Source organism: Cocleimonas flava (assembly GCF_004339015.1).
Taxonomy (GTDB): Bacteria; Pseudomonadota; Gammaproteobacteria; order Thiotrichales; family Thiotrichaceae; genus Cocleimonas; species Cocleimonas flava.
This window is the reverse complement of sequence record NZ_SMFQ01000003.1, coordinates 794420-815192: the sequence shown is the minus strand read 5'-3', so window position 1 is coordinate 815192 and position 20773 is coordinate 794420. Positions and strand designations below refer to the sequence as shown.

Annotated in this window: 20 protein-coding genes; 9 read left to right on the top strand and 11 right to left on the bottom strand. The window is 40.3% G+C overall.

Annotation, left to right across the window (positions count from 1 at the left end):
- Positions 1–195: 195 nt before the first annotated feature.
- Both EV695_RS09710 and EV695_RS09705 read right to left on the bottom strand, forming a co-directional pair.
- Positions 196–795: a hypothetical protein gene (locus EV695_RS09710; protein ID WP_131905724.1), complete on the bottom strand. Its 600-nt coding sequence runs from the start codon at positions 793–795 to the stop codon at positions 196–198.
- Between the two features lie 6 nt (positions 796–801).
- Complete coding sequence (locus tag EV695_RS09705) at positions 802–1785, bottom strand: hypothetical protein (RefSeq protein WP_131905723.1); 984 nt, start codon at positions 1783–1785, stop codon at positions 802–804.
- A 145-nt stretch (positions 1786–1930) separates the two neighbouring features.
- Between EV695_RS09705 and EV695_RS09700 the strand changes: the two genes are divergently transcribed.
- From EV695_RS09700 to EV695_RS09665, 8 genes are all read left to right on the top strand, one after another.
- Positions 1931–2860 (top strand): LysR family transcriptional regulator, encoded by a 930-nt coding sequence (locus tag EV695_RS09700; RefSeq protein ID WP_131905722.1) that lies wholly within the window; start codon positions 1931–1933, stop codon positions 2858–2860.
- A gap of 136 nt (positions 2861–2996) precedes the next feature.
- Positions 2997–3788 (top strand): putative hydro-lyase, encoded by a 792-nt coding sequence (locus EV695_RS09695; protein ID WP_131905721.1) that lies wholly within the window; start codon positions 2997–2999, stop codon positions 3786–3788.
- Positions 3789–3938: 150 nt separating this feature from the next.
- Positions 3939–4913: a TRAP transporter substrate-binding protein gene (locus tag EV695_RS09690; RefSeq protein ID WP_131905720.1), complete on the top strand. Its 975-nt coding sequence runs from the start codon at positions 3939–3941 to the stop codon at positions 4911–4913.
- Between the two features lie 247 nt (positions 4914–5160).
- Positions 5161–5658, top strand: a complete 498-nt coding sequence (locus EV695_RS09685; RefSeq protein WP_131905719.1) for a TRAP transporter small permease — start codon at positions 5161–5163, stop codon at positions 5656–5658.
- A 10-nt stretch (positions 5659–5668) separates the two neighbouring features.
- Entirely contained in the window at positions 5669–6985 is a 1317-nt protein-coding gene (locus tag EV695_RS09680) for a TRAP transporter large permease (RefSeq protein WP_131905718.1), read from the top strand.
- Between the two features lies 1 nt (position 6986).
- Entirely contained in the window at positions 6987–7736 is a 750-nt protein-coding gene (locus tag EV695_RS09675; RefSeq protein ID WP_131905717.1) for a 5-oxoprolinase subunit PxpA, read from the top strand.
- Between the two features lie 50 nt (positions 7737–7786).
- Complete coding sequence (gene pxpB, locus EV695_RS09670; protein WP_131905716.1) at positions 7787–8479, top strand: 5-oxoprolinase subunit PxpB; 693 nt, start codon at positions 7787–7789, stop codon at positions 8477–8479.
- Complete coding sequence (locus EV695_RS09665; protein WP_131905715.1) at positions 8480–9445, top strand: 5-oxoprolinase subunit C family protein; 966 nt, start codon at positions 8480–8482, stop codon at positions 9443–9445.
- A gap of 188 nt (positions 9446–9633) precedes the next feature.
- On the opposite strand, the gene EV695_RS09660 is transcribed toward EV695_RS09665, so the two are convergent.
- The 9 genes from EV695_RS09660 to EV695_RS09620 all read right to left on the bottom strand — a co-directional run bounded on the left by EV695_RS09660 (position 9634) and on the right by EV695_RS09620 (position 20151).
- On the bottom strand, positions 9634–10107 hold the full coding sequence (locus EV695_RS09660) for a hypothetical protein (protein ID WP_131905714.1): 474 nt from the start codon (positions 10105–10107) through the stop codon (positions 9634–9636).
- Positions 10108–10183: 76 nt separating this feature from the next.
- On the bottom strand, positions 10184–11956 hold the full coding sequence (locus tag EV695_RS09655; RefSeq protein ID WP_131905713.1) for an ATP-dependent nuclease: 1773 nt from the start codon (positions 11954–11956) through the stop codon (positions 10184–10186).
- Positions 11957–12653: 697 nt separating this feature from the next.
- Positions 12654–13241: a DUF6988 family protein gene (locus EV695_RS09650; protein ID WP_207907035.1), complete on the bottom strand. Its 588-nt coding sequence runs from the start codon at positions 13239–13241 to the stop codon at positions 12654–12656.
- Positions 13242–13990: 749 nt separating this feature from the next.
- Positions 13991–14734, bottom strand: coding sequence for a pseudouridine synthase (locus tag EV695_RS09645; protein ID WP_131905712.1), 744 nt, complete (start codon positions 14732–14734; stop codon positions 13991–13993).
- A gap of 223 nt (positions 14735–14957) precedes the next feature.
- Complete coding sequence (locus tag EV695_RS09640) at positions 14958–15299, bottom strand: DUF4405 domain-containing protein (protein ID WP_131905711.1); 342 nt, start codon at positions 15297–15299, stop codon at positions 14958–14960.
- 331 nt (positions 15300–15630) lie between these two features.
- Positions 15631–16671 (bottom strand): MBL fold metallo-hydrolase, encoded by a 1041-nt coding sequence (locus EV695_RS09635; protein WP_131905710.1) that lies wholly within the window; start codon positions 16669–16671, stop codon positions 15631–15633.
- 68 nt (positions 16672–16739) lie between these two features.
- Positions 16740–18032 carry an OsmC family protein gene (locus EV695_RS09630; RefSeq protein ID WP_131905709.1) on the bottom strand — a complete coding sequence of 431 codons (1293 nt, stop codon included), beginning with the start codon at positions 18030–18032 and terminating at the stop codon, positions 16740–16742.
- A 143-nt stretch (positions 18033–18175) separates the two neighbouring features.
- The gene (locus EV695_RS09625) at positions 18176–19120 is read right to left on the bottom strand and encodes an AraC family transcriptional regulator (RefSeq protein ID WP_131905708.1); all 945 of its coding nucleotides are present in this window, start codon (positions 19118–19120) and stop codon (positions 18176–18178) included.
- A gap of 149 nt (positions 19121–19269) precedes the next feature.
- Complete coding sequence (locus EV695_RS09620; protein ID WP_131905707.1) at positions 19270–20151, bottom strand: LysR family transcriptional regulator; 882 nt, start codon at positions 20149–20151, stop codon at positions 19270–19272.
- 128 nt (positions 20152–20279) lie between these two features.
- On the opposite strand from EV695_RS09620, the gene EV695_RS09615 reads away from it, so the two are divergent.
- Positions 20280–20771, top strand: a complete 492-nt coding sequence (locus tag EV695_RS09615) for an ester cyclase (protein ID WP_207907034.1) — start codon at positions 20280–20282, stop codon at positions 20769–20771.
- Positions 20772–20773 lie beyond the last annotated feature (2 nt).

Sequence of the window (20773 nt, the reverse complement as noted above, 5' to 3'; positions counted from 1 at the left end):
ATCTATCATTGATAGAGCAAAAGCTGAATAATTATAGTTGGGAAAAAGTGCCTTAAAGTAGGGGGGTGACTAAAACAATTGTTGAAATAAAAAAACCAACATCGATCAACGCAAATGCATTGATCGATGCAGGAATTATATCAGTCCAGTCTCACTTCTTAGAAAAACCAAGAGGCAGTTGTAAACTGTTTTGATTTATTCATAGTTAGTTCGCCTCTGGGCTACAGGCCGCTTTTTCCTCATAGTTAATGCATAAACAATTATGGATATAGAGAATAAGTAGATGGGGTATAAGGATTGAGAAATTTCCCAGTTAGACAATGCTATTAAATTGAGTGTATTCCCAACCAGAAAGAATCCCCATGCCATTTGACTTTCGGACTCTGGCTCATGGTATGTCTTCTTGATGGTTGGCATTGCACCAAACATATCAATCGTAATATTCATCAACAAAGCGATCAGTGCCGAACCTGATATCCACCAAAATAGTAGACTGATAACGGCGGCTAACAGACAGCTTCGATCAAACTTATCCAGAGTTCCATAACCATATTTCAAAGATAATAAGGCTATGCTCAATGGACCTATCACATACGAAATAGGCACCCAGATAGCTTCAACTCCACCAGAAGACCAGTAACTTGCGCATAACAAGGCGCCAATGACTGTCCATATCCACCAGGTCACTCGATTAGGTTTAGTCTTACCTTGTAGAATTGAAATGATGTAAGGAATAAAACCTGCAAGGGCGATAACTCCGGCTACTTTACTAATTATTTCATAAAATTCAGACATGATTGATTACCTCATCGATAAGTTGTGAATGGTTGCAAGGGTGTCGTAACAACGTAAAAAACGACCATTTAATTCGGAAGTTAACATCATGTAGTAATGATTTTTATTGGTAGCAAATGCAGAGTATTCTTCCGAGATACGCTTGCCAATGGCTCTTCGAATAACCAGATCACAAAAAGCTTGTTCCTTACCCAGAGTTTGCAGAGAATCCTGCTTGTTATAAAAATTCTCGACCCAATTGATGTCACTGCTTAATCTGGTATTGGGAGGCAGTGTGCTTTTGGCAGACATGACTTCATGATTGCAATCATGAAAATCAGAAGGTGAAGTCACTTTTCCAGTAGGAAAATCTATTTCGGTATTTACTGGTATTAATTCAGCATCTTCCCAGCCTTTATTGATCAACGCTTTTTTTACATCTAAGCTTTGTTCTTGGTAAATTGAATCTAACGTTGGTTGATCCAGACTTTGAGCTTCGTTGAGGTATTCCCAGCGAACCATGAAGAATTTCAAGTCAATATTGAATCCATACTTTTTATAGATATTGGCATAGTTGATAAAGTAAGGAAGCTCTTTAAGTGCTGTAGGGCTTGCTAACACGGCCCTTATACTAATACTGTTAGATGAGGGTTTGGTTGCTGCCGAATCCAGGAATTCAGCCAGTGAACGATATCGCTTTTTAGGAAAAATTTTCGAACGTAAACACTCATAGACCTCTTCAATTAAGTTTGTGTATTTTTCAAGATAATATTTATTTTTATCTTCAAGATTGGATGAGAGATCATTTAAAATGTCGAATATAGATTTTTGCTCGTTGTTGAGAGATATCTGAAAATGATCAACAGCCTCTTGAGGGTTTTTAAATTTTAAGTTTATTTTTTTATTAGGGTAGGGAAGCTGTGGTTCACCCGAAAGGTTGATTAATCCACATTCTAAATTTGTCTTGCCTACAGAATGAATTTTCTTTTGTTTATAATGTAAATCTTCCATGATTTTTCTCCATAATAACTATTAATGTATTTAATTGCGCACAATAAGTTTGTGCGCAACTGAAAATATAGTAGTTGGAGATTTTCTGTCATCTTATTTTTAAATAGGGTCCATAATATTTGATAAATTCAACTAAACTAATATTGTGAATTTTAAACAAATCGAAACATTCCTCTGGGTATCGAAACTGCTAAGTTTCAGTAAAACGGCGCAACAGCAATGCACCACCCAGCCTGCGATATCCTCAAGAATAGCTGCCTTAGAAGCCGAGCTAGGCGTGACCCTGTTTGAGCGTGATAGAAACAATAAAGTCATTCTCACCACGAAAGGGCACGAGCTATTGCCTTACGCCGAGAAAATAATCTATAACACCAAAGAGTTCACCGATAAAGCAAACCAGTCAGCCAGTTTTTCCGGGGTATTACGTATCGGTGTTTCAGAAACAGTGGCTTATACCTGGCTATCTGAATTCATGGAGCGCTTTCAAAAAAATCTCCCCGATGTATTGATTGAATTAACGGTTGATGTCTCTACTGGCTTATCGCAACAACTGACTGAAGGTTTGATCGATATTGCTTTTTTACTGGGACCCTTATCTATTTCGATGATGGTGAATGAAGAGTTAACTTCGGTGCCATTGGTTTGGGTAGCGAGCCCGGATTTAGACATCAATAAAAAAGGCGAGAAGCAACAATCGCTGGAAGAATTATCATCAAAATTACCGGTGATTACGTATGCCAAAAATACACTGCCTTATAACGAAATATCTCGTCAATTAAAAAAGAATTCAAAAGAAATCCCGAGGATATTTTCGTCTACATCTTTAGGTGTTTGCCGACAGCTAGTGTTAGATGGAAGAGGGATTGGCGCACTGCCAACAGAAATCGTTAAAGACGATGTGGAAGCCGGTAAGTTAGATATATTAGAGCTGAACTGGACGCCTTCAAATTTGAATTTTACCGCATCCTTCCCGATGACACCGCATAAACCCCAATTGCAAACCGTCATTGATTTAGCAAAGAGGGTAATCGCCGATCGTCATGGGCAAAAAGATATCATAGATACAAACACATAGCGGATTAATGCAGAGTAATTTATTCGCCGCTTATATTTTGATAACTTATTTTTTTCAAATCATACAAATATATATAATTTGAATTTATACCCCTTGTTTTCTAATATTAAACCAATGCTTACTATTAAACAGAATAATGGAATCTAATACACACACTCTCAGCCAGATACGCCAGTTAATAAGGTCAGGTGAATTCACTCGTACTACCAGTGGCATCATGCCCGATTTGGTGCAGGGAAATGTTGTTATTTTACCTAAGCAAGACGCTGATAGATTTGTCGAATTCTGTGATCTAAATCCCACACCATGCCCAATTTTGGGAGTATCCGAACCCGGCGAATACAGCATCCCTAGTTTAGGAAATGCTTTGGATATACGCCATGATATCCCGCAATACAATTGTTTCGAACATGGTGAGCTAGTCGCCAAGCCGACAAATATCGAAGCCTTCTGGCAAGATGATTCGGTAGCTATTGTCTTAGGATGCTCCTTCTCTTTCGAAGATGCCTTGCAACGTCAGGGATTCAGAATTAAAAACATCGATTTGAATACCAATATTTCGATGTATGAGACGTCGATTGCAACCAACCAAACTGAACACTTTAAAGGGAATATGGTGGTTACCATGCGTCCCTTTAAACAACATGAAATTGAAGACGTAATAGAAATCACACGCGGTTTCGATAAAGCACACGGTGCGCCGGTACACATTGGCGATCCTGCGCAAATTGGCATTAATAATCTCGATGATCCCGACTACGGTTCCGCTGTTGAACTGGCAGAAGATGATATCCCTGTTTTCTGGGGCTGTGGTGTAACCACACAAAGCATCTTGAGAAGCGCAAAATTACCCAGAGTGATTACCCATGCACCAGGAAAAATGCTGATCACTGACCACAATTATGAAACTCTGGTCGGCCGTCTCTAATGGCTGTTTATTTTTCCACCTATGTTGTTAATTCCAGTCTTACTTAGGTTCTGACTGTTGTTGTTACCTATACTTAAACTGGATTTACCAACAGAAAAACCAACTAACGTTTATTTTAACTATTTTACATTGACCCAAAGAGAAAAAATTATGAATAAAAAACTGATTTTAGGCACTTTAATTTCTGTAGGACTGACACTCGGCCTTACATCTTCGGCGTTTGCAGATAAGTGGGATATGCCTACACCTTACGGTGATGGGGTACATCACACCATCAATGTTAAGCAGTTTGCAAAAGAAGTGAATGAAGCAACAGCTGGCGATTTAAACATTGTTGTGCACTCAGGTGCATCTTTGATTAAACACCCGGAAATTCACCGTGCAGTGCGCACAGGTCAAGTTCCTATTGGTGAGATGTTCATGGGACTACTCGGTAATGATAACCCGCTATTTAAAGCAGACAATATTCCGTTTTTAGCGTCTGATTTTGATTCAGCTAAAAAATTATGGACAGCGTCTCGTGCCGCTATTGAAAAGTCGCTAAAGAAAGACGGCATCAAATTATTATATGCAGTGCCTTGGCCTCCACAGGGAATTTACTCGAAAAAACCGATCAATTCTGTGGCTGATCTAAAAGGCGCAAAAATGCGCGCATACAGTCCAACAACGTCACGTCTTGCAGTGTTATTAGAAGCAACACCTACAACGGTTCAGACGCCTGAAATTCCACAAGCATTCTCGACTGGAATCATTGATGCAATGGTGACTTCGCCAAGTACAGGTGTAAGCAGTCAATCATGGGATTACATTTCTGATTACACCGATACACAAGCGTGGATTCCGAAGAACATGGTTATCGTCAATGCTAAATCATTCAAACGTCTGGATAAGAAAGTACAAAAGGCCGTTGAAGAAGCTGCAGCCGCTGCAGAAGCTCGTGGTTGGGAGATGGCGATAGAAGAAACAAAAGCAAAAACAGCTATTCTGGCCGAAAAAGGTATCAACGTTGCGACACCATCTGCGGAGTTGAAAACAGGTTTTCAGGCAATTGGTAAAACAATGGGTGAAGAATGGGCAAAAGAAGCAGGCGCTGATGGCGCTGCGATTATAAAAGCACTTCAATAATCGCCTTCTTTTTGATGCATAGTTTTTAGAAGCATAGTTATTAGATGCTTAGCCATTAGAGGCTTTGATCAATAAAAAAGCCTCTATAAGTGGGGGGGTGTACTCAGGATTTTTAGTTAATCAGGTTTTTCAATTAATCATGATTTCCAGTTAATCCGTACACCCTCTGACTTACTTAGTTACACATTCTTACTCACTTTCAATTTTCGTTTTTTTTAATCAGCACAGATAATCTGAGGTCATAGTTTTGAGACGTTTTCTTGATACGCTTTATCTAGGTTCAGGCATGTTAGCTGGCTTGTTCATCATTTTAATCACCATCATGATACTGGCACAGATTGTTGGGCGCTGGTTCAATATCATTATTCCATCAACCGAAGATTTTGCCGGATTTTTTCTCGCCGCTGCCACATTTTTGGCATTAGCGTATACCTTTAGAATGGGTGGACATATTCGCATTACCATTCTGGTTCATCTACTCAAGGGAAAGGTCAGTCGCTTTGCCCTGACGGCGGCACTCAGTGTTTTCATTCTGATGATTGCCTACGGGGTTTATTACACCGCCGCTTTTGTCTATGAATCCTGGTCATTCGATGAGTTGTCTCAAGGTTATATCGCCGTGCCTTTGTGGATTCCTCAATTGGGTATGGTAATAGGGCTGCTTGTTTTCCTGATTGCTTTAATCGACGATCTGGTGTTGTTGATTTCTGGTGGGACTCCCACCTTCGTTGGCTTGGAAGAGTAGGGGAAATCACATGGAAATGACTCACTTAATTATTATTCTTGGCGCCGTTTTATTAGTGTCATTACTCAGTGGTATCTGGGTTGCAGCCTCACTGTTTCTGGTTGGTTTTGTTGCCCTGATGTTAAACGACAACAGTAATATTGGACTGGTGATGGCAACCACCACCTGGGGAGCATCTGCCACCTGGACGCTTGCTGCTTTACCCCTGTTTATCTGGATGGGGGAAATACTGTTTCGGACCAAACTCTCGCAGGATTTATTCCATGGTCTCGCACCGTGGCTAAACAAAGTGCCGGGACGTTTATTACACGTAAACATATTGGGCTGTACTATTTTTGCCGCAGTGTCAGGCTCATCCGCTGCCACTGCTGCCACCATAGGTAAAATCACTATACCCGAATTAGAAAAACGCGGTTACCCGATGAAGATGATGCTGGGTACCTTAGCTGGCTCGGGTACTTTAGGATTTCTCATTCCACCTTCCATTATTTTGATTGTGTATGGGGTATCTGCCGAAGTTTCTATCTCGCGTTTATTTATCGCAGGCGTATTACCCGGAGCCATGTTGGTGGTGCTGTTTATGGGTTACACCATGATTTGGTCAATGCTGAATAAAGATAAATTCCCAGAGGAAGATGACGAAGAGTTAACCAACATGACCTTCGGACAAAAACTCTACGCGACACGTCGATTATTTCCGGTAATGGGATTAATTTTATTCGTTCTCGGTTCTATCTATGCAGGTTTTGCTACTGCAACTGAAGCCGCAGCACTGGGTGTATTTGGTGCACTGATTTTGTCTTTGGTAACGGGAAATTTGTCATTACAAACCTTTAAAGAAAGCTTATTAGGCGCAACCAGAACCTCGTGCATGATTACCTTTATCATCGCGGGTGCGGCCTTCCTCAGCCTTGCAATGGGTTTCACCGGCATCCCCAGAGCACTGGCAGAAAGTATCTCGGTGATGGGCTTAACGCCCACACAACTCATCATAGTATTGACCTTATTCTTCATGGTACTCGGCTTTTTCCTCGATGGTATATCGATGGTGGTGTTAACCACGTCTATTGTGTTACCGATGGTAGAAAGCAGCGGCATCAATCTTTTATGGTTCGGTATCTATGTGGTATTAGTGGTTGAGATGTCGCAGATTACCCCGCCAGTTGGTTTTAATCTGTTTGTAATGCAGGGATTAACCAAAATCAATATATTGAAAATAGCAGCCTATGCGTTGCCATTTTTCTTCTTATTACTCACCGCAATCGTGTTGCTCACTGTTTTCCCGGGAATAGCGACATGGTTGCCTCAATTGATGACACAGAAATAATATGATTAAACTAAATTGTGATTTAGGCGAAAGCTACGGCGCCTGGAAAATGGGCACAGACGAACAAATCATGCCGTATATTGATATGGCAAATATCGCTTGTGGTTTTCATGCCTCTGACCCATTCATTATGGATAAAACGGTTAAGTTGGCAGTACAAAACAACGTCACCATCGGTGCGCATCCGGGTTACCCCGATCTGCTCGGTTTTGGACGTCGTGACATGTCGTTTAATGCAGATGAAATAAGACAACTGGTGCTCTATCAGGTAGGGGCATTACAGGCGATTTGCGAAGCCAATGGCACCAAGATCGGCTACGTAAAACCGCATGGCGCGTTGTACAACACCATGATGAAAAGCAAATCGCAATTAACCGCGATTATGCAAGCAGTCGCGTCTTTAAAAGACCCTGTGCCATTGATGATACTGGCCAATGCCGATGCCGAAGAAAACAAACAACTGGCAGAAAAGCATTCTGTATCGCTGTTGTTTGAAGCCTTTGCCGATAGACGTTACGCCGATGATGGAAACCTGACCTCACGCGCTCTGGAAGGCTCGGTTCTGGAAAATGAAAATGACATCCAGGATCAAATCAAATCGTTGATTACAGACAAACAAGCCATCAGTATTTCGGGTAACACGCTATCCGTCCATGCCGATACCCTGTGTGTGCATGGTGATAATGTGCAAGCGCTGGAATCGGTTAAAAGCATTAGAAAATTTATTGATGCTAATTTTACGAAGTCTTAATCCATTGTGATATTTCTGATAAATACAATGTTGATAGTTTCCATAAAGCCATGAAAGTAGTTTCTGTATCCGAGAACACCGTAGTTGTGCTGTTCGAGCAGAAGATATCGCAGCAGGTAGCCGCTCAAGTACTTAAGTTAAAACAACTTATCGATGCTGAACTTGCAGACTATGTGATTGATATCGTGCCTTCCTACGCGTCGATACATTTAAGCTTTAACTTACGTAAAATAAACCATCAAGGCTTTGTCGATAAGCTGGAAACGATAACCGATATCGTATTAAACGCAGCAGAAGATGACACCCATGATGGCCAACAGAAACTCATAGAAATCCCCGTTTATTATGGTGAAGAAGTCGGGCTCGATCTGCATGAAATGACTGAATCAACCGGCTTATCGATCGAGCAAATCATTCAGATGCATCACCAGAAAACCTATCGTGTGTTTGCCCTTGGTTTCTCTCCCGGCTTTGCATTCTTAGGCTCTGTTGATCAGCCGATTGCAGTGCCGAGAAAAGAAACCCCAAGGCTTTCAGTACCCAAAGGCAGTTTAGGCATTGCCGGCGAACAAACCGCTATCTATCCATTTGATTCTCCGGGTGGCTGGAATATCATCGGTCGCACCCCAATGAATCTTGTAGATTACAATCAACACCCACCGTGCGAATTTGAAGTAGGGGATAGCATTAAATTTAATCCCATCAGCAAACAAGCGTACCTTGATTTGGGCGGGGAGTTTTAAATGTCGCTAGACGATTTATTACCGCCTACCTTGCAAATAGTAAAACCTGGCGTCATTAGTTTACTTCAAGACTATGGGCGCTACGGTATGCAACACTATGGCATCACCAATAGTGGCCCGATGGATGAACACGCTTATCTATGGGCGAATCGTTTATTGCAAAACAACTTCAATGCACCGCAGATAGAAATTTGTCTGGGCGGGTTTGAAGCACGTTTTACCAAACCCACAAGAATCGCCATTTGCGGCGCGCACTTACACCCAACACTCAATCATAAACCACTCAAAACATGGCACAGTTACGCGATAAAAGCAGGTGATGTACTTCGCTTTGGTGGCGCACATCATGGGCTATATGCCTATCTGGCGATTGCCGGTGGTTTTGATGTTAAGCCACAATTATCCAGTTGCAGTACCGTAATGCGGGAGTATTTGGGGGGTATCCATCAAAACGGCGAGAAATTAGTCGCAGGAGATTCACTGGATTATCCGCATTACAACGAGCGACACATAAAGGGTACGGGGCCATTTTCAACCGTGGTGCCTGAAGCGTATATCCCGTCATACCCAGATAAAATCAGCATACGTTTTATCCCGAATTATTCTGAAAATGGCTGTGGTGAAGCGATCTTGAATAAATTTACCCAGCAAAGCTATCGCGTCAGTAATGAAATAAATCGCATGGGCTATCGCTTAAAGGGTGAGGCGTTGCCGCATGATGGTAAAAGTATTATCTCGCAGGGGATTAGTACGGGGTTTATTCAATTGCCTAAAGATGGGCAGCCGATTGTGTTGATGAAGGATCGGCAGACGATTGGTGGGTATCCGTTATTGGGGTGTGTGGCGCATTTGGATGTGGCGAAGTTGAGTCAGAGTAAGCCGGGGGTGGAGGTGGAGTTTGTGAAGGTTGGGATTGCTGATTTGGAAGGGGAGTTGGGGGAGTATTCTGGGTTTTTACTTTCTTAGGCTTACCAGAAGCCTAAGAAAGTATGTTGTAGATTCCGTGAGGAATCGTCGACGTACAATGATTAACCTAGGAATGGGGTTTGTAAGATGTTGCTAGATTAAAAAAGTGTCCCAAAGTAGGGGGGTGATGTTACTAGATTGAAATCGTTTGTTTTTCATTGAATAATTTTTTCCGATGCTGCAACGTGTTATATTTTTTGATTAACATAATTAGATACATCTATTGGTTTTTCATTATTTGAATAAAGATCTTCAAGATAATAAGCCATTACTTCTAACGGTGCATCATCATAACCGTACTTTTTAAGTTCATAAATATAACGGTTAATAAAGCCACTTACTCCTAGAATGTTCCATTGTAAGACATGGACTAACTCATGAAAATGTAATGATGGTGTTTGTTCATAACCAGACTTAATAAAGTATGTGTTTTTATATGTAATTCCATCAGAAGGTTCATCAATGAAACTTCCAAGACCGGCATCTATTAAACTGGGATGATCTGGTTTTGGAATTTTATTAACTACGACAAAATTACACTTTTGTAAAAACTCCAAAGGATAAAAACCTTTAAATTCTTCAGAAAATTGGCTGCAAGATTGTTTTTGGCTGGAATAATTATTAAGTGTTTCATCAATCCAGTTTTCAATAAATGTGATCATTTAGTCTTCTTTAATATAACGCCCGCGTAATAGGCGTGAGCTTGTGAATATCCTAATTGACATATTTGTTAGATTCTTACTCATACATTGTTAGGACTTTGTCTTTAAATTGATCCGAAACCTCAAAGTCATCACTGCTTATTTCTTCCAAAGCAACATAAGGTTTGCTACCGGCACCTTGAGCCATGCCAAGTTCTTCCTCTATATCATTTACTAACGTGATGGTAGAACCACAACTTCTATCAACAACATCCTCTATTCCTCGGGTTGCAATATCTGCGGAATCAATGGCCGCTTGTGATTTACCTGCCTGATGATCAATATCATATACCGCCACATAAGGAATATTGAATTTGTTTAACAAACCAACATAGGCTGGAATGTTATTCTTTGAACCGCAGTCAATAACTGAATACTGATGCTTGAAGCAATCTATTCTTTGGGCGATGTAAGGAATTACCGTCTTTTCGGTGGCTCCTTCAACTAATATTACTTTTTGCGCGAAGAACAATTCGCTCCTGTCAGGGTTTACCCAGTAGCTAAGATTGAAGTCTTTCTTGTCATTACCTGTAAAAATTTCCTCGGTACATTGACATATAGTGGTCCCGCTCTCTGGTTGGTCTTTTCTGACAATACATATTGATTTGTAATACTCTAAATCTATTAATGCACTTGAATGAGTGCAAAGTGATACTTGCGCACCTCCCTCGACCAATGATGTTAGTGATTGAAACAAAGCCCTTTGAGCTTGTGGGTGCAAATAAAGTTCGGGCTCTTCCAATATGAAGTACATTGAATTTGACGCACGCCGAGCACCAGCTGTCTCGCCTGCTTCTTCAGCCGCTACGCGCTCTTCTTGAAGAGTTTCAGCTATGGTTTTTATTAAGGCAAAACTCAAGGCACGCTGCAATCCGTGCCCTTTGCGATTAATATCAGTTTTAACCCCATCATTTATCCATACCTGAGTGTTAGCTTTAAAGACATCATCAATATTTGGTGCAACTATTTCTACGTCAATCTCAGCCCCCCAAGATGAAAGGTGAGAACTAAGTCTTTCTTCAAAAGCAGATAATTCGGGCGGGCGTTCTTCGTTATGATTTCCTTCACTATCAGTTTTATTTAACAAACCAAAAAGAGTTGAGATATTATCTTTAGCTGAAATCCATTCAGGGTTTGAAGAAGACATTTGTTCAATTAACTTTGAATATAGAGAGCCAAATGCACTTGTCTCCTTAGTAACATAATCATCTGAGGCGCTTCTAATTGCGGGTATATGAAATACCTGTCCAAATATCCCTTTCGCTACATTCTTCAAGCCTAAAAAGTTGGAATCTTCCATTTCATAATTGAATGAAACCGTGTCGATGTTTCTCTGAATATATTCCGATTGAGCGAACTTAATATTTGCCTGTGTAATTCTCCCGACCTCAGGAAGAAACTCAGCCAAAGGTAGAGATTCAGCTGTTGCCCTTGCGGTATAAGCGCCAGCATTGCTTTCTTGAAGCCACTCTTCGACTGGGTTTTGAATATAACCTTTGTAATCAAAACTACCGGAGGCATATGCAGTCTTCCTGATTTTTATCTCTCCCTCAGATGTAACGTATTTGCTGAATGTAGAGCGATCGCTTTCATCTAGGTTTGAGAAAACAACTTCTACAAATAGTTCATCCGATTGATTATGAAAATCTAGCTCTTGAGGTTTTATCTCTCCAAAGAAAAACAAAAGTGAGCTTAATATGTTGGATTTTCCGTGATTATTTTGGCCGATAAATATCATCAGATCCTGATAATCAAGCTTAACTGATTCAATTGATCTCCAATTTTTAATATGTACTTCCTTGATTTTCAAAACTTACTCCTGACTTCAATTACTCTGAGGAATCTAACGGTCTTTAAAGAAGGATTAAATCCCTCTTAATAGTAATATATGGAATCCTTCTAGTTATTTTATCAATTTGAAACGAATCCTTAAGTTACTGTTAAATAGGTGTTTTTAACTTTCTATCTGTTTTAAATACAGGAAAATAGGGACTCTTCCCTACTTTTTTTCGGTTTTTGTATTTTTCAAATAAACCGAATAAGTTTTAGTTATTATGCCAGATTCTTGTTACCTAATCATTGGTTCTATATGTTCATTTATTACATAAGTAGGGGGTGACTTTACCTGATTTAAATCTGTTATCTATCACCGAGTAATTTTTTCGTAGCTTGGTGATTTGTTTCTTCTCCTCGAATATTTAGTTATCGGCTACGAGTTCATTTATTTTGCTCAGCCAAAATAAACGAACCAAACAAAAGGCTGCCCACAAAAAAGCCGCAAGCGGTTCCCTCACGACACAGCGAATTGACGCGGTTTTAGAACTCGCTCCTATAGTCGCTCAAACAGCTAAAACCATAATCGCCAATTAGCCGTGTCGCTCGGCTTGTTTGAAAGGGGGTTAAACAACATCGCTAGATTTTAAAAAAGTGCCTGTAAGTAGGGGGGTGACTATATTAAGATTATTGTTTGGATTTAGGTTTAATAGCTTATCTGTATCGATGCTTTATTATGAATTCATATCTGCTTTCATCTGAAAACAGTCTGAATACGATTTGTATATTTCTGATACTTCTTTAACTAAATCTTGTCTTCCAGTAAGAACAGCAGCAAACATTCCTACCATTCCATTAACACCATTTGACGCTTTCAGTGCTTGCTCAAGTATACCGACAGGGTAACCTTTACTATGTCGATCAATAGCATGAAGACCTCCATGCAAATAGGAGTTCAATGGCCCCCATGAATACTTTTTAAACTCAAGTATTGGAGAAATCGCATTCTCAGGTGCTTTAGATTCTAACTTGTTAATCATTGCGCTTAGCATTGGCAATCTTTCTGCGCGTTTAGCGTTCTCATTATTTAGCTCGGCGGTTAGTTTACTTAGCTCAGTATCTGATGCTGCATAAAGCACCCATACTCCTCGAACATAGGATTCGAATTGAATACGAAGTATTCCCACTGCTGATGTGAAATTATGTGATGCTAATAATATTTTGAGACTTTCAGCATGCTCGAAAGCAACGCTACACATAATTTTACTTATGCGAATTCTGTCTGAATTATCATAAGCATCTTGCATAAAGATGCGAATCATCTCTTTCTCAAATTCAGCTGATCGGCTTAGTAAGTTATCTATGAGAATGGTCCTCGTTGTTTATATTTGTTTTATCTGTGTAGAGTACAATTAATTTTAATTTTTTTGTAGATATGAAGGGTTAAAAAAGAGCCTCAAAGTAGGGGGGTGACTATTTTTGATTTCAATCTATTGTCTATCACCGAGTAATTTTTTCGTAGCTTGGTAATTTGTTTCTTCTCCTCGAATATTTAGTTATCGGCTACGAGTTCATTTATTTTGCTCAGCCCAGTATCACAGTTATCTAGTATTTATAACTACAGAGCAACCCAATGCTCACAAGGCAAGGCATGTTTAGATGGTAATGGAAATCCCTTTCCAATAAACATAACGCTGTATTGTGGGCATTGGGTTGCTCCCTTCGGGCGAATCAGGAATGCCTCATCCACGTTGTTACAACTTTTGTGAAGGGAATAACCATTCACTGCAAGTCGCGCCTAGTGGATAAAACATTCCTGAGCCGCTGTAACTATAAATACTAGTTAATTGTGATACCCAACGAACCAAACAAAATGCCGCCCACAAACAAGCCGCATGCGGTTCCCTCACAACACAGCAAATTGACGCGGTTTTAGAACTCGCTCGTTCCTCACTCAGACAGCTAAAACCTTAATCGTCAATTAGCCGTGTCGCTCGGCTTATTTGAAAGGGGTTTAAACAACATCGCTAGATTTGAAAAAAGTGCCCCAAAGTAGGGGGGTGACAATTTTCTAATCCCAATCAATCTGATCAATCACACTTTGAAAGGATGCCTCTATCGGTGCTTCAATCACCAAAGACTCCAAACTAATCGGATGCGTAAGTGTTATCTGTGTGGCTGCCAGATATAAGCGAGTCTGCTTAAAGTGGTCTTGAAAGAAGTGATTGTGATGACGATCCCCATGATTTACATCTCCCACTATGGGGTGATTACAGTGATTCAGGTGGCGACGTATTTGATGTTTTCTGCCAGTTTTTGGCATCGCTTTTACTAGAGCATATCTAGCTGAGTCATAGCGTCCTACGGGTTGCTGGATGGTCGCTGTTTGTAGACAATCAAAATGTGTTTCAGCTTCTTGCATTTTCCCTTCTTCAGTATCGGGTTCGGAGAACTTGTCGACATGATATTTAAGGGGTTTATCGACTATCCATTTTCCATGATCTTTTGCATGGCTTGGCCAGCCTCGTACCAGAGCGAGGTATTCTTTTTCGATGCTATTATTCTGGAATTGTTCTTGAAGTAATCGCGCAACCTCTGATGAAAGAGCAAAGATAAGTACGCCTGAGGTGGGCTTATCCAGACGATGTACGGGGAATACCTTTTGCCCAATCGCATCTCTGGTCATCTGCACGGCGAATTGTGTTTCGTCGGAATCCATCCACGATCGATGAACCAAAAGACCGGCAGGCTTATGTATCGCTACGATGTCATCATCTTGATAGATAATAGAAAAGCTGTCTGAAAAGTCAGTCATAGAATTCGTTAGTTTTGGGCGTTAAAGGCTGAATAAATAAGTATTCTTAAAGATAACACTTATAAACACACCCCTGTACTTTTATGCGGCTTTTCACACAGTAAACAAAGAAGTGAACTCGTGACTGATTTCTAAAATAAGTGAAAAAGAAATACGCTCCTGAGCGACAAAAAAATCACTGAAATGTAAACTCATTAAAAAAGTCCCCCCTCAAAACTTGTTGTTACTCGTGTGACTCAGCCTGACCTGCCAGTTCATCCATCGGTATCGCAATATTGTCGGGTACTTTATTGTTGATCGCTACACCGTAGAGAAATACCAGTAGAAATACCAATACACTGCCGAATATTGCGATTGTTTTCGTCTTCAAATAAGTTAATAGAGATCGATAGTTAAAACTTAGATGGCCAATCACCGAGATGATCATAACCAGTCCGAAGAGTTTATGTACTGGGTGCATTTGAATGGTAAACGATGGTTTTTCAATGAAAAACATCATCAACCCTGATGTAGACATTGCTATAAATGAGACAAGCAAGGCTACTGCAAAAAATTTTCTAGGCATGGTTTTCTCTTCCATATTTTAGGTGTTAGTAACAGTGTTTAATATCTTCGATAATTATATTTATTGCAGTTCATTGATGATTTTGCGGTTTTAATAATTGGCTCAATATCAACTGGACAAAATCGGTCGGCATCATGTGGTGAACTAGTGGGCAGTAAGGGTAAGTCGTCAATTCGAACCTCGCCTTTTTCTCGGTCACCTGTCCATTAATTGGATGTTTGCTAATTTAGTGGTATGTCACTCATAGCTTGTTTCTCATGAAAATTAATAAAAATTAAAGCGAATACTAACCCAATCAAAAGCTAGTATTCGCCTTTAACGTAGTTAAGTTTTATGGATCAAGAATAATCTGATGCATAAACATGGTTTGGCAGTTTTCCACGGCATTCAAGTTGGCATTACGTACGCGCCCAGCCCAATTTTCGATAAACTTACTCGCGCACAGATTTGACGCTGTCATGATACTTTCTTTGTATTCCCAGTGGTCTTGACCATCTTTATAACGTTTGGCTGCTTCTTCAGCGCTTTTCTGGAATGCAGGGGATTTTACAACCTCAAATAGAATCTTTTGCATATCCGCTATCAACGCTTTATAGGTCTCCATGTGAGCACGAGTGGGTACAATGCGTTCATGACCGGGAATAACAAACTCAAAATCATAAGTATCTAATAATATGCCGGGCAACATAAAGGCGAACATTGGGTCGGAAGATTCACCAAAATGGATCCAGGGAGCCGCATCAGCGTGGAACATATCAGTAGCAAACAAGATCTTTTGCTGCGGTGCATACATGATGGTGTCGTCTTGAGAATGCCAGTTCCGTCCTAAATCTTTGAATTCAAGTCGGAGGCCGCCAGTTTCCAGTACATAACTGTCCGACCAGGTTGTGTCAGGCATAGGACGTTTTGGGTCTTTTGCAATTGCCAGAAATTTGGTGGTTCGTTCATTGGCAATCAACTCAGCTGACTCCGGAAAAAGATAAGCCCCTTGTGAATGATCACGATGATGGTGTGAGTAAATTACATGTGTGATGGGTTTGTCCGTGACTTGAGGAATCACCTTGAGCACAAATGGCGATACATCAGGCTTGGGGTCATAAACAACTACACCGTCGTCAGTGACAAAAAAGACCATGTGTTCGAATTCGTCATGAACGAAATAGGTATCTTTGGCAATTTCATAATAGTTGTAGCCGCGCTCAGGCATTGGCGCATAAACATAATCTCTAACACTGTATTTGTCTTTTACGGCCTGTGTATCAAACGTACTTTCGGCTGTCGCTACTCCGCTTAAGGTTAAAATAACTGTGGCAAAACATACGCTCAATGTATTTTTGACATTAGCGGGCAGTAGTTTTTTTAGCTGTTTCATTTCTATGTTCCTTTATCTCATTTGATAATTACCCCTGTTGAAAGGGTCTTTCAACAGGGTGTTTTGTCTTACTTTACGATCTTTCCGTTGAGGTAAATATTGGTTTCCATTTCAGTTTCATTTTGAATTCCTTCTCCTGCAAAACACATACGAAGAGATTGTTTGGCATAATTATTTACCGCTTCTTCTGGAGCGTCGCTGGTGACTATGACTCTGGTAATTACATCATCCAGATGTCCCGTCATTGTGGGTGTCATAAAATTATCTTGCTGATAATTAAATTGGTGTTCTACCCGGTAATTTTTAATCTCGACGCCTTGTTTCTGGAAGAGCATTTTATTTATTGCAAGTTGACTCATTAAGCAAAAGGATGTGCCTACGGTGAAATAGTCTCTTGAGGTAGGGGCTTTATCCATTCCAGAATATCCACGGCTGTCATCAGAATAAAGCTCCCAGGTTTGATAATTTTGGGTTAATGATTTAGCTCTGATCTTGTGCATATAGGGTCTGCCTGCATCATTTGCAGATTCGGCAATGGCAATTTCTGGGAATATCATAGGGTTCGGCATATTCATCATGCCAAAAGCAAGATCTTCTTCAATGTCCATTGTTTCAAATTTTAAATCAGGTGTGACATTGGTGAGGGTAAAACCATTGTCGATAGAAATAGGGGATTCTACTTTTCCTGCATGAACTGTCATTCCTGACCAATTATCTGAATTGATGACTATTGCAGCATCGATAGTGGTTTTGTTTGCCAGTCCTTCACCCACAGCCCAGGCTTTAAGAGCCATTTCTTTTAATGCTGTTATTTTTTCGGGTGGCTCATTACTTTTAATGAGAATATTAGAGATGACTTTATCCGTGTAGCCAGACCATTTTTTTGTCATGGGATCATCGAATCTAAAAAATATTTTTGATTCTATTTTTACATCCTCAACATCCAGACCTAATATTTTTATGCTTCTTTCAATTTGGGTTAATAAACTTGAGGCTGAACCTGCCGTATAATAGGTTAAAGGGTTTGGTGCCGTTTGATCATGATCAGTACCACCTTCGTCACTGACAAGTTCCCATGCACTGAATTGGTCTTCACCTACAGGCTTCACTATTCCTTTCTTGAGGAAAAGAGCCTCTTTGTTAAATATGTTTTGAGTGGTGGTAACAATATTTTCGGTAATTGCACCGTTGACTGCTATGGCTTTTGTCGGGGTAAACGTTATTGGGCGCGTATAGTCACTTAATCGTGTTGCGATTTTATACGTTTTTGAATCTTGCCTTGTGTCAGTATCTGCATAAACGGCACTTCCTGAAATAAGAAGTGTGGTTAGTATTGATAAAGTACTTAGTTGAGTTTTCATTGGTTCTCTCCTTGAATGCTAATGGTTAATTCATGCTATGGGGATATGATGAATTAATGCAGGAGTTTATATAGAGACTGAACACGGCTGTTCTGGTACTTTTCGCGGATTTTCAGTTGAATCATCCAATCTTTTGACTTAAATCAAGGGGTTTTGTCTGAGTCAATCTGGTATTTTTCTCGTATCTCCTGGCGAAAGGCTGCAGGACTCATACCGGTTTCACGTTTAAAAAATCGTCCGAAATAGGATGAGTCTTCAAAGTTTAGGTGATAACCAATTTCAGCGATGCTAGCGTTGCTTTGGACTAGTAAACGCTTAGCTTCTACCGCAAGCTTTTGTCGAATAATGTTTCCCGGTGATTGTCCTGTAACAGCTTTGATGGTATCGGTGAGATGGCTGGTACTAATCCCGATTTTGTTGGCGTAGTCTTTTACAGAATGTTCCGAAATAAAGTGTTCGGATACCAGTTGTGAAAAATGTCGTACGATAGGCGATGTTGTCTTGGCGTGTCTTTCTGGGTGATCAACATCATACAAACGATGTAGTTGTGTTAGCAGAATGTGTAAATAAGCACGTAATACGGACAGACTTCGCACAGTCTCATTGCGAAACTCCTGCTCTATTCCATCAAACAATCCATTGACCATTGCAGATGCTTTGTTATCGATAGAAAGGTAGGGGGCTTGTCCCACATCGTGGAAAAAGGAGAAATCATGGGTCCTGATAATGTTCGAAGAAGGAATGCCTAAAAACTCTTCAGTAAAGAGCAGGGCATAACCCTTTAATGGTTTACTTAATTGCCAAAAATGGACCTGGTCTTTGGAGAGGAAATAGAATGTATTCGTCTTAACGGGATAGGGTTCGAAATCAATGATATGAGTTCCTTCGCCTTCACAAATATACAGCACTTCATAGCAATCATGACGATGTGGATATTTTGCCTGAGCTGACTCATTCATGGCCCCAAAACTGGTCATTACAAACGGAAATTCTGGATCAAGGGGTTCGAGTGTTTTTCCCTGAGAACTCTGTACATTATCAACAGTGTTTTTAAAAGAATGTAATGGAATGTCTTTGTTTTTTTTCATGATTAACTAAAAAAAGTGCCTTCGCAAAGCATAAATTATTCGGCTACGCCTCATCCTAAAGGGTCAGCTAAAGCTTTTGTCTCGCAAGCTCGGTTCTATTTACATTTTCAAACAACAAAAAACTAATATCATTCAAAGTAGGGGGGTAACTATTGTATATTCTGTTTTAAGTGTTCTACAAAACGACTCGTCAAACCTCCCTTGGGCGCATTCGGCGGCCACACCGCATAAACACCGACAGATTTAATTTCTATTTCTGGTAATACATGTACTAATTTACCACTTTCAAGTTCTTCTTTTATCAGAAACTTTGGCAATGCAGCTATGCCGTTATCATTTGAGACGAGTTTATGTATGGCGTAGGCACTGTTAACCCGAATTCTGGATTGGGGTCTGAATACTCTTTTGGGGTTATTTGGAAAAGAATAAAGATTCGCAAGGCCAACCGAGGAAAGCTCCATCCAGTCCCAGGTTTCGACTTCTTCAACGGTTATTTCATTGGGCTTGGTTTTGAGATAGTCGGCTGATGCGACGACGTATCGATCTACGTCATAGAGTTTTCGCGCTTTGAGTCCACTGTCTTGTAACCAGCCCATTCTGATTGCGACATCTACCCCATCATTGATCAGGTTGGTGGTTAAATCAGAAAAATCGAGATCTAGAATGACATTGGGATGTGACTTAGCAAACGAACCGATGTGATTAACCAAAGCCGATTGTTGTAAAACCGCCGGAAGTGTGACGCTTAAATTTCCTATAAGTTGTGTCGACTGTTTAGTGGCAACATTTAAAAAACTTTCTGCAGCTTCTAGCATGGCGTGCGCTGAAATCAGTAGCGCTTCGCCATCGGAGGTGAGTGAGAGTTTACGGGTAGACCGGTATAGCAAGGCTACTCCTAGTTCTTCTTCCAATTTAGCAATGTGATGACTGACCACAGATGGAGAGAGATTCAAAGCATGCGCCGCTTTACGGAATGAGCCGTGTTCGACTGTTTTGGCAAACACGGCGATTTGTCTGAGTTGATTGAGCATTATCTCATTTTATCGAATTATGAAATTAATTAAAGGCATATTATCAAACAATGAGAGAGTCGATAGAATGTTTTTTGTGGCTACAACATGTAACTGCTTAATTTTCTAAACACACAAAAGAGACATTTATGATGAATATTTTCAAAAAGATTTTTGCATTACTTATGGTTGCTGCGCTTCCAATGATGGCAATGAGTAATGTTTCAGCTGCTGATAATAAAGCAACGACACAAACGTTTTATGATCTTCTAAGTAATCCTGGGTCAGCCGCAGCCGTAAAAAACTTCAACACGCACATCGCTGATGATTGGGAGAGTATTGGAAACTATTCGGGGAAAAATAAATCTAAAGAAGCATTTTTAGGTCAGATAGGCTTTTTCTCTAAATTAATCCCAAACCTTAAATGGGAACCTCAGGAGATGATCGAATCAGGTAATCGCGTTGTCGTTAGAAGCCGCGCAACAGGTACGCCAACGGGGCCTTTATTTGGAGTTGATGGCAAAGGCAAAAGCTTCGATATTTTAACTATTGATATTCACACCATTGAAAATGGCAAAATCGTTAAGACTTATCACGTTGAAGACTGGTCTGGTGCGCTTGGTCAATTGAAAGGTAAGTAAAA

Bases quoted from the DNA above. Each gene is read 5' to 3' on its own strand.
- EV695_RS09710 (WP_131905724.1), bottom strand. From the start codon at position 795: ATGTCTGAATTTTATGAAATAATTAGTAAAGTAGCCGGAGTTATCGCC.
- EV695_RS09705 (WP_131905723.1), bottom strand. From the start codon at position 1,785: ATGGAAGATTTACATTATAAACAAAAGAAAATTCATTCTGTAGGCAAG.
- EV695_RS09695 (WP_131905721.1), top strand. From the start codon at position 2,997: ATGGAATCTAATACACACACTCTCAGCCAGATACGCCAGTTAATAAGG.
- EV695_RS09690 (WP_131905720.1), top strand. From the start codon at position 3,939: ATGAATAAAAAACTGATTTTAGGCACTTTAATTTCTGTAGGACTGACA.
- EV695_RS09680 (WP_131905718.1), top strand. From the start codon at position 5,669: ATGGAAATGACTCACTTAATTATTATTCTTGGCGCCGTTTTATTAGTG.
- EV695_RS09675 (WP_131905717.1), top strand. From the start codon at position 6,987: ATGATTAAACTAAATTGTGATTTAGGCGAAAGCTACGGCGCCTGGAAA.
- pxpB (WP_131905716.1), top strand. From the start codon at position 7,787: ATGAAAGTAGTTTCTGTATCCGAGAACACCGTAGTTGTGCTGTTCGAG.
- EV695_RS09665 (WP_131905715.1), top strand. From the start codon at position 8,480: ATGTCGCTAGACGATTTATTACCGCCTACCTTGCAAATAGTAAAACCT.
- EV695_RS09660 (WP_131905714.1), bottom strand. From the start codon at position 10,107: ATGATCACATTTATTGAAAACTGGATTGATGAAACACTTAATAATTAT.
- EV695_RS09650 (WP_207907035.1), bottom strand. From the start codon at position 13,241: ATGATTCGCATCTTTATGCAAGATGCTTATGATAATTCAGACAGAATT.
- EV695_RS09645 (WP_131905712.1), bottom strand. From the start codon at position 14,734: ATGACTGACTTTTCAGACAGCTTTTCTATTATCTATCAAGATGATGAC.
- EV695_RS09640 (WP_131905711.1), bottom strand. From the start codon at position 15,299: ATGCCTAGAAAATTTTTTGCAGTAGCCTTGCTTGTCTCATTTATAGCA.
- EV695_RS09635 (WP_131905710.1), bottom strand. From the start codon at position 16,671: ATGAAACAGCTAAAAAAACTACTGCCCGCTAATGTCAAAAATACATTG.
- EV695_RS09630 (WP_131905709.1), bottom strand. From the start codon at position 18,032: ATGAAAACTCAACTAAGTACTTTATCAATACTAACCACACTTCTTATT.
- EV695_RS09625 (WP_131905708.1), bottom strand. From the start codon at position 19,120: ATGAAAAAAAACAAAGACATTCCATTACATTCTTTTAAAAACACTGTT.
- EV695_RS09620 (WP_131905707.1), bottom strand. From the start codon at position 20,151: ATGCTCAATCAACTCAGACAAATCGCCGTGTTTGCCAAAACAGTCGAA.
- EV695_RS09615 (WP_207907034.1), top strand. From the start codon at position 20,280: ATGATGAATATTTTCAAAAAGATTTTTGCATTACTTATGGTTGCTGCG.